The sequence below is a fragment of the Rhodococcus sp. D-46 genome (assembly GCF_011290655.1).
Lineage (GTDB): Bacteria > Actinomycetota > Actinomycetes > Mycobacteriales > Mycobacteriaceae > Rhodococcus_F > Rhodococcus_F qingshengii.
The window spans coordinates 270,180-284,212 of the sequence record NZ_JAANTF010000001.1 but is presented as its reverse complement, the minus strand read 5'-3'; the positions used below and the strand labels follow the sequence as shown (position 1 = coordinate 284,212).

Here is a 14,033-nt window from a genome sequence, read left to right as displayed (position 1 = left end):
GCGGCAAATTGGTGGTAACGCGGTTTCGTTTCGTAAACTCATCTGTTGTGCCATTTGTCGACGGGGTCATTGCCCGCATACCCCAACCGTTTCGTGACATCGCTCTGCGTCACAGCGAGCTGATCAAATTCGCGATCGTCGGCGGAACGACCTTCCTCATCGACTCGGGCATCTTCTACACACTCAAGCTGTCGATCCTCGAATCCAAGCCGATCACGGCCAAGATCATCGCCGGCGTCGTCGCGGTGATCGCGTCGTACATTCTCAACCGCGAGTGGTCGTTCAAGAACCGTGGTGGCCGTGAACCAGCGCACGAAGCTGCGCTGTTCTTCATCATCAGCGCCATCGGTGTCGTCATCAGCTTCATCCCGCTGTACATCTCCAGTTACGTCTTCAACCTGCGCGTACCCGAAGTCAGCCTGGCGACGGAGAACATCGCCGACTTCATCAGTGCATATGTCATCGGCAACCTGCTGCAGATGGCGTTCCGATTCTGGGCCTTCCGCAAGTTCGTGTTTCCCGACGAGAATCCGGAACCGCTCGAACTGTCCGACACCACAGGGTTGCCCGAAACCACAGCGTTATCCGGAACCACAGCGTTATCCGAAACCACAGCGCCTGAGCCGGTAATTCCTGACGCCGAAGAAGAGCTCGGGCACTCCTGAGTTTTCCGTCTGCGCCGGCCTTTCGGTCAGCGCGGTTCGCGGCGCGGAACGACGTCCGCGGTCGGCGCCGTGTTGGCCACCGGCAGGAAGACGGCGAACAAGGCAGGCTTACGCCTCTGCAGTTCCAGGCGGCCCCCGTCGGCTTCGATCAGTGCACGTGCGAGCGCCAACCCGACGCCGGTGGACCCCGCCCCCGAAAATCCTCTGTCGAAGATGTGCGGCGCCAGATCGTTCTCCACACCGGAGCCTTCGTCGGTGACCTCGACGCACACCATCGAGTCACGGCGAGACGAACTGCGACCCGTACCGTCGATCAATCGCACCGACACCGTGCACGTGCCTTCACCGTGTTCGAACGAATTGTCGACCAGAACGGAAACAGCTTCACGCAGACGCGAACCTGTGGTCGCAGCCATCACCGTGCGATCGCCACGTAGGCGCAGCCTGCGTCCCTCTCCGTCGAACTGAGCCTGCCAGTCGCGAGTCACCTGTTCCAGCTCGCCGACTACCGACACCAGACTCGCCGATGACCCACTGGTGCGCGACGAGCGAATCAGGTCGTCGATTCCGTCGGTGAGCCTGTCCACTTGCGCCATGGCTTCCTCGGCCTCGTTCACGACGTCAGGATCTTCGTGAACGGACAACTCGTCCAGGCGCAGCCGCACTGCAGTCAGTCGACTGCGCAATTGATGCGAGACATCCGCAACCAGCGCGCGCTCTCGTTGCAGCCGCACCGAAATCTCCACGGTTGCCGCATCGAGGACGTCGGACACGCGGTCGAGTTCGGGGATGTCGTGCCGACGAGGATCCGGCCGGAAGTCGCCTTCGGCGAGGCGCGCCGCCCGGTCGGCCACATCCTGCAGCGGATCGGCAAGCCGACGCGCAGTGACCACAGCAACCACGGTGCCTGCCGTGATGGACAGAAGCACGAGCACGCCGACAGCCATCACCGCCTGCTTCTGCTGGGTGCGCAGGTTCTCCGACGGCACCTCGAGACGCAACGAGCCGGACGTTCCCATCGCGAGCGATTCGACGAGTGCGTTCTTGACCGTCGCCTCACCGACGTCGACGCGTGCGGCGCCGTCGACGACGGTCGGATACACGACGACGAGGCGCCCGTCGTTCGGGGTGAGAACCTTGAGCGAATCGGTGTTCAACGCACCTTCGACGAGTCCGTTCGTCCCCTCTTGCGCGATGACCTCAGCGGCCATCCGGTCGAGGCGCACCCGGAGATCACTTCGCGTCACGTCCTCCACCCAGAGCCACGCCGTGTAGATCAGCGGAACCCCCAGCAGCAACGCCGTCATGATCACGACAGCGAGAATCGACTGCAATATGCGACGCCGCATGCCGGCAGTTCCTGATTCTCGAGAAGTTAGTCGGTGTTGATTCGGAAACCGACACCGCGGACGGTGGCAATCCTGCGTTCCACGGCGGGGCCCTCGTCGCCGATCTTGCGGCGCAGCCACGACATGTGCATGTCGAGCGTCTTCGATCCACGAAGCTCGACGTCGCCCCACACCTCACGAAGGATCGTATCGCGCGAGACCACTTCCCCGGCGTGCTCGAGGAGGACCCGCAGAAGCTCGTATTCCTTGTTGGCCAAGGCGATTTCGGAGCCGTTGACGAGTACGCGTCGTGCCGCGGGCTCGAGCCTGATGCCACCGACCTCGACGATCGTGTCCTCGCGGCCACCGTGGCGACGCAGGAGTGCTCGCACACGTGCCATCAACTCGGCGAGACGAAACGGCTTGCTGACGTAGTCGTCGGCGCCCGCGTCCAACCCGACCACGAAGTCGACTTCGTCGGTCCTGGCGGTCAACATCAGCACGGCGAGCGAGGTGCGATGCGCACGAATCTGTCGGCAGACCTCGAGGCCGTCCATGCCCGGAAGGCCGAGATCGAGAATCAACAGGTCGAAATCACCTTCGAGCGCCTGCTGCAACGCAGCGGGTCCGGTCGGTTCGACCGTCACCGAATACCCTTCACGCCCCAAGGCGCGGGAAAGGGGTGCAGCAATGGCCTCGTCGTCTTCGGCTAGCAATACGGCAGTCACACGAACAGACTACGGACAACACGCCTTTGCACGTTGATTACCAGCCATTTCGATCATTCGGGTCGTCGTTTTCACCTGACGGCCACTGCGGTGCCTGCGATGGTGGCTGCTGCATGGAATCGAAAACCTGGTGATACAGCAGGGCGTGAACGTGCTCGACGTCAGGAATGTCGTCGAACTCGAGCGGATCGTCACTGGCAGATGCGATGACCAGAGTTCCGGTCTTGAGCATTCGATCGATCAGGCCGTGACGGAACTGAACATTGCTGATCCGCCCCATGGGAATGTCGATACCCGTGTGCGTGAGCACTCCGTGGCGGATGAGCACTCGCCGATCGGTGACGATGAAATGCGTGAACTTCCAAACCGTGAAGGGCGCAACCGACCGCCAGGCCACGACACCGAGCCAGATGATTCCGACGGCAATGGACGACACGGTGCGAGCCGTGCCGTCCAATCTCGTCTGTGCGAGGCCCAACAAGAACCCGGCGACAGCCGTCGCAAGTACGAACGTCAGCGCCGGAAGCACCAACATCTTCCAATGAGGATGGCGATGCAGTATCAGTTCCTCGTCCTGAGCGAGGGCGTCTTCGGGATATCCCATGACGGGAAGTCTGCCACCCCGCACCGACTTTCAGGCACAACGCTCAGGGCTGCGCGATCTTTCGCAGCACCAACGGGGTCACGACGATGATGATGCCGTACAGCACCATCCACACGCCGACCACGATGCGGAAGACGTCGAGCGAGAGTTCGGGCTGCAGAAGGACGATTGCACCCGCGACGATGCTGATGACTCCGAGCACGATCGACAGACCGCGATCGACGGTGTGCCCGGACGCCGCGTCGACCAGATCGAGAACGCCACGGAATACCCACCAGGCACCGATCACCAACGCGATCAGAACCACCGTCTGCAAAGGGCTACGGAGAACCAAGAATCCGAGGAGCACTGCCAACGCGCCGGAGATCGCGACGAGCGTGCGAGTTCCACCCGAAGCCGTCACGTCCGCGAACGAACGGATGATCTGAACGATTCCGAATCCGAACAGCTGGATCGCAATGACAACCGCGACCACGAACAGGGTGGCATCCGGCCACGCGAGTACCGCGATACCCAGGCCCAATGTGAGGACACCGAGCAGCACCGTCACGCCGGTGAGTACGCGGCGAGCGCTCTCGGCCGTCTCGGCTTCGGTCGGAACAACGATCGGTGTGGTCATGACGCCCCTAGGCAGCTCGGTAAATCCCGCAGTTGAGTGAAATGAAGGACGGACGGTTGGTTCGAAAACCGGTCCGGGCCAAAAATTAGCACTTTGGTGCCAGAAAATCCGGCAACGTTCACGATTCGGTGACCGGGGCGGCGCGAAGGTGCGTGATATCACCTGCTGCGACCGCAAAGGTCTCCCCATCTGTTCCCTCGATTTCGATGACGACGCGTCCGGAAGTGTCGACGTCGGTCGCGATACCGAACACCTCCTTGTCGCCCGGCAAGACCGCGCGGACTCGTTTGCCCAGCGTCCCGCAGCGCTGCCGGTATTCGGCAGCCAACACAGATGTATCCCATTTCGACGATTCCCAAGCACGGAATTGCGTTGCCAATTCACGGGCGATTGCGCGAACGAGAGTGTCGCGGTCGACAGTCGATGCTTCTTCGATCAGCAGTGACGTAGCGGTCGGGACGGGCAGCTCCTCGACGCCGAGGCTCACGTTCAGCCCGATCCCCACCACCACCGCGGGATCGGGCGCCGTCCTCGCCACCTCGGCCAGAATGCCGGCGACCTTCTTGTCACCGATGAGAACGTCGTTCGGCCACTTGAGTTCTGCGGGTACTTCGGCCACGTTGCGCAGCGCGTCGACGACCGCGATTCCCGACAGTAGCGGGAGCCAACCCATGTCCGCGAGATTCATTCCGGGCATCGACAGCAGAACCGACATCGAGATCTGCGCTTGCGGCGGACTCACCCACGTGCGCGAATGACGGCCACGTGCACTCGCCTGATATTCGGCGATCAGAACGTGACGGTCGGCATCCGGATCTGCCGCTCGCGCAAGGAGATCCGCGTTCGTCGAACCGGTCTCCTCGACAACGTCGAGGCGGTTCCAGAAAACGCGCGCGTCGTCGTTGTCACTGCGCACCAGTGCGCGTCGTAGGGCATTGCCGTCGAGGGGCGGTCGGTTCAAGTCGGTCCACATAGCCCCAGCCTATGACGACAGCGAGAATGTACTGGTCAGTAGCTTGAGCCTGCAAGACAGCGACAATCGGACCTGCCTTCGAAGCCCCCCACGCACTCTCGTTAAGCTCACGTCCATGACCACTGTCCAAGAGCCGAACGCGCCGGAGGCGGCGGCCGCACCCGATATCCACACGACCGCGGGAAAGCTCGCGGACCTGCGGAATCGCCAAGCCCAGGCGCAGGCACCGAGCGGCGAAGCCGCCATCGACAAGGTGCACGCCAAAGGCAAGCTGACCGCCCGCGAGCGCATCACCGCCCTCCTCGACGAGGGCTCCTTCGTCGAACTCGACGCACTGGCACGGCACCGAAGTGTGAACTTCGGTCTCGCTGACAACCGCCCGGTCGGCGACGGCGTCGTCACCGGTTACGGCACCATCGACGGCCGCGACGTCTGTGTCTTCTCACAGGACGCCACCGTTTTCGGCGGATCGCTCGGCGAAATCTACGGTGAGAAGATCGTCAAGGTCATGGACCTCGCGATCCGCACCGGACGGCCCCTCGTCGGCATCAACGAAGGTGCAGGCGCGCGCATTCAGGAAGGCGTCGTCTCGCTCGGCCTCTACGGCGAGATCTTCCACCGCAACGTCCAGGCCTCGGGTGTCATCCCCCAGATCTCACTGATCATGGGACCCGCCGCCGGCGGCCACGTGTACTCCCCCGCACTGACCGACTTCGTCGTGATGGTCGACGAGACCTCCCAGATGTTCGTCACCGGCCCCGACGTCATCAAGACGGTCACCGGTGAAGACGTCACGATGGAAGACCTCGGCGGTGCTCGCACCCACATGGTCAAGTCCGGCGTCGCCCACTACGTCGCTTCCGGCGAGCAGGACGCACTCGACTACGTCAAGGACCTGCTCAGCTACCTGCCGTCCAACAACCAGGCAGCGGCTCCCCGCGGCGAGATCACCGACCCCATCGTCGGTTCGATCGAAGACAGCCTGACCGCCGAGGACATCGAACTCGACACCCTCATCCCGGACTCGGCCAACCAGCCGTACGACATGCACGAGGTCATTCGTCGCATCCTCGACGACGACGAGTTCCTCGAGGTCCAGGCCGAGCGCGCGATGAACATCATCGTCGGTTTCGGTCGCGTCGACGGACGCTCGGTCGGCATCGTCGCCAACCAGCCCACCCAGTTCGCGGGCTGCCTCGACATCGACGCCTCGGAGAAGGCCGCTCGCTTCGTGCGTACCTGCGACGCGTTCAACGTCCCGATCATCACGCTCGTCGACGTTCCCGGCTTCCTCCCCGGAACCGAGCAGGAATACAACGGCATCATCCGCCGCGGCGCGAAGCTCCTCTACGCATACGGAGAAGCAACGGTCGGCAAGATCACGGTCATCACCCGCAAGGCTTACGGCGGAGCGTACGACGTCATGGGCTCCAAGCACATGGGCGCCGACGTGAACCTGGCATGGCCGACCGCTCAGATCGCCGTCATGGGTGCATCCGGAGCTGTCGGATTCGTCTACCGCAAGCAGCTTCTCGAAGCCGCGAAGAACGGCGAAGACGTCGATGCACTGCGCCTCAAGCTGCAGAACGAGTACGAGGACACACTCGTCAACCCGTACGTCGCCGCTGAGCGCGGATACGTCGACGCTGTCATTCCTCCGTCGCACACCCGCGGACAAATCGTTTCCGCATTGCGACTGCTAGAGCGCAAGGCCGTTTCCCTTCCGCCCAAGAAGCATGGGAACATTCCCCTATGACCGCAACCACCGAGGACATTCTCAGCGAAGATGTCGCACTGGCGGAGACCGCACCGACCAACGGTGCGGTCGTCGAGGGAACCGCGACGGATGCTTCGCTCACGGAGCTGACCGAGACGTCGACCTCCGACGCGTCGGTCATCAAGATCGTCAAGGGTTCGCCCACGGACGTCGAGATCGCGGCACTGGTCAGCGTGCTTGCTGCGGCTGCCGGCAGCGGTCAAGCTCCCGAGTCGAACGTTCCCGCGGAGACCTGGGGCGATCCGACTCAGTTCCACCGCACGCGTGCGCCGTTCTCGCCGTACGCGTACCTGAACCCCGCGATCCGTCGCAGCTGACGATCACTCTGCTGACGTGACTCAACTGGTTCTAGCTTCAGCGTCCCCGGCTCGCCTCGCAGTTCTGCGGGCGGCCGGGGTTTCGCCGCTTGTGCGTGTCTCCGGCGTCGACGAGGACAAGATCGCCGACAACCTCGGACCCGACGCCGCCCCCGAAAAAGTCGTGACGGTACTGGCGGAGGCCAAGGCCGCCGAGATCGTTCCCGGTCTTGCCGCCGACAATCTCACCGACGTAGTCGTTGTCGGGTGCGATTCGATGCTCCTGATCGACGGGCAACTTCAAGGCAAGCCGGGCAGCGTCGATATCGCCCGTAAGCGATGGGCCGCAATGGCCGGACGCAGCGCCACTCTCTTGACCGGGCACTGTGTCCTACGCGTCGCCGACGGCCGCATCGTCCGCATGGCCTCGGATCACAGCGCAACAGTGGTTCATTTCGCGCAACCGTCCACCGAGGATCTCGAGGCATACCTGGCAACGGGCGAGCCGCTCCAAGTCGCCGGAGCATTCACGCTCGACAGTCTCGGCGGCTGGTTCGTGGAGAGAATCGAGGGTGATCCCTCGAGTGTCATCGGTATCGGATTACCTTTGGTACGAACACTTCTCGAGCGTGTCGGGGTTTCCGTCTCGGATCTCTGGCGCACGCAGAGCATCTTCTGACGCGTTTTCTCCAAGCACGTTTTCTCCAAGCACGTTTTCTCCAAGCACCACTGACCAGCCCCGCATCGGGTCCATGCCGATGCGAAGCTGGTCGTTTTTGTTGTCACCGAAAAGGTTTGACCCTTCAGGTTTTGAAGGTGGTGTTCGCCGGCCGCGGGTGCTGCTGCGGGTCGATCGAGGGTGGCGGGATGAACCACGGTTTGTTGTCGACACCGATCCGGATATCCCATTTCCCGACGAACCCTGATTTCCGGTGCATCAACCGGTGGTGCGAACGGCACAGCAGGACCAGGTTGTTCATCACCGTCGGGCCGCCGTTCGCCCAGTGCCGGATATGGTGCGCATCGGTCCACGCGGGCACACATGTGCAACCGGGGAACGCGCAGCCTCTGTCTCGGGCAATCAACGCAGTCCGTTGTTCGGCGGTGACCAACCTCTTCCCTGGTTTCGCATCGAGCGGCGCGCCGTGATCGTCGAGCAGCACGGTGGAGAGGAAACAATCACACCCGAGAAGCCTGGTCTGCGACACCGACAGCGGTCCCAGCCAGGGCATGTGCCCGACATCAAGATCGGACAGCTCCAGTGAGCCGTCATCACCCGAATCCGAAGACTGTGCGGCACAATCCCGATGCTCAGCCAAATCACGAGCATTGATGTGCACATTCACGTGCGGACGCTGACCACCATCGGTTCCGGTCTTGGCGCAATCGAGATAGCGGCGGATCAGTTCGGTGAACCCGTCGGCCGTGCGTTTTGCCGCCGACCGAGCATCCGGCGTCCCATCCGGTGCCGGGGTCGGCATCGTCAGATTCGACAACGCCGACAACAACATTTCCCCGGTGAGGGCATCGAAATCACCACGCACCACCACCCGACCATTGAGCGTCGACGCGATCCGCAACTCATTGAGATCGACATCCTCGGCGGGCGGGATCTCATCCGATTCGAACAACCGCTCCAACGTCGCGATCACGTTCCGCACCTTCGTCGTCGTCGCCTCCACCCCCGACGCAGCAGCCAACAACAAATCGATACAGCGAGGGAGCGCCTCCTCCGGCATGCCCTTCGGCGGTGACTCACAGAACGCCACGATCAACACAGCATGATCGAACGAGCAATCCCCGCCATCGAACCGAGCAGCCACCGCCGGAAACGGCCGCAAAGCCGCACCCAGGGCGGCGATCTTCTTCCCGTCCCGAACCTGCAGCATCGTGTTCGCCGCCAACCATGACCCGACTCCACGGCTGGCAATCACCTGATCATCCGGGCGCATCGACAGTTCGTCCACCACCGCCACCCGCACCGCTTCCAGCCGCAGAATCTCCGCACTCGCCTCGACAGCAGCAGCACGCAACTCGGCAGAAGACAACCGCCACAGGCGTCCGCGTAACCCCACCGCAGAACCAGACACCACGTCCGACAACAAGACACTCATTGAATCCCCCGATCCCCTGCACACAGGGTACTCGAACACCTGTTCGAGTCAAGGGCAATTTTCAGACCGGCGAATTGACCCGCGGCAGAGCAGTCGATGCCAATCCGATACCGAGCGCAATTGCTGCGATGATCGCGAGCACACGGCGCTGCGCTTCGAGAAATGCTTCGCCGGCCGCCGCGCGAGTCGATGCGTACGCGGCATCAACTGCCACCTGAACGGATTGACCCCCGGCACCGGCGGAGCCGTCCCGGCGACATTCCGGCGCCACCTCCATCGGTGTTCCGGATGCCAATTGGCTTGTTGCGCAATCGACAAAGGCCTTTTCGGCGATGTCGATCAGGCCGGGACCAACGCCGGCAGCTTCAAGGTTCGCAACGTACTCGGGCCGCTCCCCCTGCACTGCTTGCGGAGCTTGCCCCGCGACGAGCGAGAAGAACACCACTCCGATCAAGGCCAGTCCGATGGAGCTGCCAACCTGCTGAACGGTAGGAAGCAGTCCCGACACCGAACCCGCGTGCGCGGGTTCGACCGTCGCAAGGATCGCGGTTTGCAGTGGTGCCACGAACAGTCCGAGACCTGCGCCACCGAGAAGCAGCGGACCGGCGAGCGCGAGCCAGCGTGGATCGGTTCCTTCGCGTTCGAGGATGATCGACAGCGCGATCAGCGAGCCGGCAAAGACGACCATCCCCAGGATCAGAACACGGTTTCCGAGCATCCGGTACACCGCCGATGAGAGAACCGCCGCCACGCCCATTCCGACGGCCCACGGCAGCGTCATGACGCCCGCTCGCAATGCGGAGAACCCGAAGCCGAACTGAAGGGTGAGACTGATGGTGAAGATCAAGGAAGTCAGGGTTCCGAAGAAAACGAACGCAAGAACCGCGCCGATTGTGAAGGCTCGGTCGCGGAAAAGCTCGAGACGAAGGACCGGATCGCCGCCTCGTTTCGCCAAACGCGATTCGTAGAGCACAAACGCCACTGCCACCGGCGCCGACATCGCGAGCATTACGACAAGACCTGTGGGCCATCCGCGCGCCCTTCCCTCGGCCAGGGGAAGGATCAGCAGGAACAACGCCAGTGATGACAGTGCGGCGCCGATGAGGTCCAGTGAGCGCACATGCTCAGCGCGAGCATCGACGAGATGGAAATATCCGAGAATCAAGGCGGCGATGCCGATCGGGATGTTGACGAAGAAGATCAGGCGCCAGCCCCAGTCGAACAGATTCCACTCGATCAGCAGCCCACCGATCAGAGGCCCACTGACTGTTGCGAGCCCGATGGTCGCACCGTAGATCCCGAAGGCTCGCGGATGCCTGGCCTTCGGAAACAGACCCGAGATGATGGCAAACGTCTGGGCTGACATCGAACCGGCCGCCAATCCTTGCAGACCCCGGAAGACGATCAACATCGTCGCGCTCTGCGCGAGCCCGCACAGCAACGAGGCAACGACGAATACGGACAGGGCGGTCAGAAAAACAACCCTACGGCCGAACAGGTCCCCCAGCCGCGCTGCAGTGATCAACGAACACGCGAAAGCCAGGATGTACACGCTGACCATGAGCAACTGCGCCGATACGCCTGCTTGAAGATCGACGGCGATACTCGGAAGCGCGACGTTGACGATTGTCGCGTCGAGCAATTGCATGAATGCCGCCGCCAGACTCGTCGCCAACCCGAGCCAGGGCGTCAGAGAACCAGCTCGCCGCCCGCCCTTGTGGTCGGCGCCGACAGCGTCACCTAAAGGGTCCGGAAGCACCGAATGATCCTAATCGAATACAACGCTTCTAGAACCTGTTCTTGTTTAGATTGTAGTATTTCGGACAATTCAGTCCCCCAGATGGGATAGTTCGTCGTCTGCCCATTTTCAGAGCAGGCTTCTCGACGACACACGCAGGAGTTCTACTCGATGGATCTGAACTTGATCACCCATTGGCACCCGCTTCCTGGGCGGGTAATCGAATGGGGCGTCACGCATGCTTCCGCTCAACGAGCCGCCGAAGCCGAGATCGACCGAGAACTACCCCCGACCACGATGCAGGATCGCCACCTGCGACGCGCCCGCGTCACCGCAGAGAAGGGCGATCCGCAGTCTCCGTGGATCGGTATCGCCTTCGATTTCGCAGGAACACTGGACCGCGACGCCATGACGCGAGCCCTTCAGCGCTACATCCGTCGCCACGACACGCTGCACAGCTGGTTCTCGTTCGACGAAGCAACCACCGACGCTGCGGACACCTCGTTCGAGGTCCGTCGACACGTGGTGCCGGTCGAAAGCATCGAACTCGAGTACCGCGTCGGCGACGACGTCTCCGAATCCGAGGCGATCCGCGCGCTCGTCGCGACCAAGTTCGCCACCGAAACCAGCGCGCTGCAGTGGCCGGCCTTCGTGTTCGGTGCCGTCGAGCACCACCATGCCGACCTCGAAGCCGATCCGAGCTTCACCCTGTTCCATGCAGTCGACCACGCCCATTCGGACATGAACTCGATGGTGCTGATGTACGCAGAATTGCGTCAGCTCTACGCCGCGGAAACGACCGGATCGCATCCCGAGCTCGGGCCGGCCGGAAGTTACGCACAGTTCGGTCGCGTCGAACGCGAGCGAACAACCGAACTGACGATGCAGTCACCCGAAGTGCACCAGTGGCTCGGTTACCTCATGCGCAGCGGCGGCTCGTTCCCCGGATTTCCGCTCCCGCTCGGGGCCGAGGACGCGCCCAAACCGGCTATCGGTTCACGCTTCGACCTGGCCGACGACATCGAGTGCGAGAAGTTCGGTGCGGTTTGTAAAGCCAACGGCGCCAACTTCATCGGCGGAATGTTTACCGCGCTCGCGATTGCGGAATTCGAACTCGCCGGACGCGACAAGTACATCGCCCTCTCGCCGGTCAGCACACGAACCGAGGCCGACTCGTTTGCGCAGGGCTGGTACATCAACCTGATCCCGGTCGGCATCGACGTCGACGACAAGCGACGCTTCACCGAGTTGGCAAAGCTCGGGCAGCAGGGGTACCACGACGGCAAGGCACTCCTTGATGTCTCTGTGCAGCAGGTCATCGATCTGGTTCTGTCGAGCTTGGCCGAGTCGGATTCCGCACCCGGCGGACTGTCGAAGACGCTCACCCCGCCGCCGATCGTCTCGTACATCGACGGCCGACGCATGCCGGATCCATACAGTTACGCCGAGACGAAGGCAACGGGAATCGTCGGCGGCAAAGAGACTCAGATCGCGTCGATGTGGATCAACCGGATGCACACCGGAACCTGGATCGCCGTGTCTCACCCCGACACCCCCATTGCCCACGAATCGGCCACCCGCTTCGCCGAGCATGTCTCGAAGATCATCAAAACTGTTGCAGCTCAAGGCGACTACTCGTTCGTGGCACCAGAGGGAGTGGCCTGATGCATGTCACCTCGATCGATCGATACGGACTCGACCCCGGAATCGTCACCGAATGGTCGCTTCAGCCCGCGGACGGCGCCGTCACCGAGTCGGAAGTACCACCGTCGTACAACCAGCATTTTCACCTCGAGACTGCGCGAACACACGGCATGGGCCGGAGTGTGTGGATGGCAGCCGCATTCGACCTTCCCGGAGAACTGAATCGGCCTGCACTCGACCTCGCGCTGCGCCTGTTCATCAGTCGCCATGACACTCTGCACACAGGATTCGAGGTGGGCGAGTTCACCACCACCCGAATGGGACTCGATCCAGACGGCACACACATCGAGACTTCGGAACCTCTGAAATTCGATTCGACCGAAGACCTCCGAGCGCATCTCAAGAAGCGATTCACGACGGTATGCGATCCACTGACCTTCCCTGCATACACGTTTGCCACGGTCGAACGCGAAGAGCATTACACGGTCCTGAGCGCGTTCGATCACACACTCGTCGACGGCTACTCGTTGGTCATCGCTCTCGGGGAACTGCGACAGATCTACGAGGGACTGATCGCCCTACCCGACCTGACCGACCACGAGGCCATCGACGCAGTGATGAGCCGACTGGGTGACCCGGGAAGTTTCGTGCGGTACTGCGAACTGGAGGCAGACGCTCTGCTTCCCGTCGACAACGACCCTCGAATCCGAGAGTGGGCAAGGTTCTACGAGATCTGCGGTGGCACATCACCGAGTTTCCCCTTGGATCTCGGCGTCGAGGGCGGAAAGCCCGCGCCGCAGGGCGCCGATGTGCGCGTGCTGCTCGACGAGGAATTGACTGCGACGTTCGACGAGATCTGCCTATCCGCCGGCGGTAGCGTGTTCACCGGAATCCTCACTGCGATGGGACTTTCCGTCCACTCGTACACCGGCCAGTCGACGCTTCCGCTGCAATTTCCGCTTCACATTCGCAAAGATCCGCGGTGGGCCGACGCGATCGGCTGGCTCACCACCAGCGCGCCGATCACGGTCCAGATCACTCCCGACGCGGATTTCGGTGCATCCCTTGCACATACGCACGCGTCGTTCCGAGTTGCGTTGACGCTCGAGGGCGTCACCATGGCCCAGGTTCGAGATGCTTTGGGCGACAAGATTCGACGCACGCGCACCGACGTCTTCATGGTGTCGTACATCGATTACCGCAAACTACCCGGCACAGACGATCATGATCTCCTCAACGCCCATCACATCAGCAATGTGACGGTCGCCGACGATGCCCAGTTCTGGATTTCGCGAACGAACCGTGGTCTCTCGCTGCGTTCACGCTTTCCCGATACCGAGACGGCAAACGAAACCATGGTGAATTTCCTCACCGAACTCGACCGGATTCTGAGAGAAGTCTGCGCCCGGGGCGTGACGCCGATCGGAAGTGTCACCGAACAATTGAGAGATTCGAGCGTCGGAGCAGGAACACCGAGGATTTAGGGTCGGCAACGGGCACGAGCAGGCAGAACCTGCTTCCGGGCGTCTCACCTTGCGCACAGCGCA

At 62.3% G+C, this 14,033-nt stretch carries 13 protein-coding genes; 6 read left to right on the top strand and 7 right to left on the bottom strand.

The genetic code is table 11. The features are described 5' to 3' along the window. Positions 1-47 precede the first annotated feature (47 nt). Positions 48-665 (top strand): GtrA family protein, encoded by a 618-nt coding sequence (locus G9U53_RS01390; protein ID WP_165638241.1) that lies wholly within the window; start codon positions 48-50, stop codon positions 663-665. 26 nt (positions 666-691) lie between these two features. Here G9U53_RS01390 and G9U53_RS01385 read toward each other — a convergent pair whose 3' ends face one another. From G9U53_RS01385 to G9U53_RS01365, 5 genes are all read right to left on the bottom strand, one after another. Beyond that, positions 692-2,014 (bottom strand): HAMP domain-containing sensor histidine kinase, encoded by a 1,323-nt coding sequence (locus G9U53_RS01385; RefSeq protein ID WP_003940828.1) that lies wholly within the window; start codon positions 2,012-2,014, stop codon positions 692-694. Between the two features lie 26 nt (positions 2,015-2,040). Next, complete coding sequence (locus G9U53_RS01380; RefSeq protein WP_003940916.1) at positions 2,041-2,721, bottom strand: response regulator transcription factor; 681 nt, start codon at positions 2,719-2,721, stop codon at positions 2,041-2,043. A gap of 37 nt (positions 2,722-2,758) precedes the next feature. Continuing rightward, positions 2,759-3,325, bottom strand: a complete 567-nt coding sequence (locus tag G9U53_RS01375) for a PH domain-containing protein (RefSeq protein ID WP_003941034.1) — start codon at positions 3,323-3,325, stop codon at positions 2,759-2,761. A 43-nt stretch (positions 3,326-3,368) separates the two neighbouring features. Then, entirely contained in the window at positions 3,369-3,944 is a 576-nt protein-coding gene (locus G9U53_RS01370) for a DUF308 domain-containing protein (RefSeq protein ID WP_003941007.1), read from the bottom strand. A 118-nt stretch (positions 3,945-4,062) separates the two neighbouring features. Beyond that, positions 4,063-4,917: a biotin--[acetyl-CoA-carboxylase] ligase gene (locus G9U53_RS01365; RefSeq protein ID WP_003940755.1), complete on the bottom strand. Its 855-nt coding sequence runs from the start codon at positions 4,915-4,917 to the stop codon at positions 4,063-4,065. Between the two features lie 115 nt (positions 4,918-5,032). Here G9U53_RS01365 and G9U53_RS01360 point away from each other — a divergent pair, with 115 nt between their 5' ends. From G9U53_RS01360 to G9U53_RS01350, 3 genes are read left to right on the top strand one after another with little or no spacing between them, the layout of a single operon-like run. Beyond that, entirely contained in the window at positions 5,033-6,673 is a 1,641-nt protein-coding gene (locus G9U53_RS01360) for an acyl-CoA carboxylase subunit beta (protein WP_003940853.1), read from the top strand. Continuing rightward, the gene (locus tag G9U53_RS01355) at positions 6,670-7,011 is read left to right on the top strand and encodes an acyl-CoA carboxylase epsilon subunit (RefSeq protein WP_007731147.1); all 342 of its coding nucleotides are present in this window, start codon (positions 6,670-6,672) and stop codon (positions 7,009-7,011) included. Before G9U53_RS01360 ends, G9U53_RS01355 begins: the two co-directional genes overlap by 4 nt. Before the next feature lie 16 nt (positions 7,012-7,027). After that, positions 7,028-7,669, top strand: a complete 642-nt coding sequence (locus tag G9U53_RS01350) for a nucleoside triphosphate pyrophosphatase (RefSeq protein WP_007731146.1) — start codon at positions 7,028-7,030, stop codon at positions 7,667-7,669. Between the two features lie 124 nt (positions 7,670-7,793). On the opposite strand, the gene G9U53_RS01345 is transcribed toward G9U53_RS01350, so the two are convergent. Further along, complete coding sequence (locus tag G9U53_RS01345; RefSeq protein WP_165638240.1) at positions 7,794-9,104, bottom strand: HNH endonuclease signature motif containing protein; 1,311 nt, start codon at positions 9,102-9,104, stop codon at positions 7,794-7,796. Positions 9,105-9,165: 61 nt separating this feature from the next. Beyond that, on the bottom strand, positions 9,166-10,863 hold the full coding sequence (locus G9U53_RS01340) for an MFS transporter (RefSeq protein WP_165638239.1): 1,698 nt from the start codon (positions 10,861-10,863) through the stop codon (positions 9,166-9,168). Positions 10,864-11,013: 150 nt separating this feature from the next. On the opposite strand from G9U53_RS01340, the gene G9U53_RS01335 reads away from it, so the two are divergent. After that, complete coding sequence (locus tag G9U53_RS01335) at positions 11,014-12,507, top strand: condensation domain-containing protein (RefSeq protein WP_042449584.1); 1,494 nt, start codon at positions 11,014-11,016, stop codon at positions 12,505-12,507. Further along, entirely contained in the window at positions 12,507-13,970 is a 1,464-nt protein-coding gene (locus tag G9U53_RS01330) for a condensation domain-containing protein (protein WP_165638238.1), read from the top strand. Before G9U53_RS01335 ends, G9U53_RS01330 begins: the two co-directional genes overlap by 1 nt. Positions 13,971-14,033 lie beyond the last annotated feature (63 nt).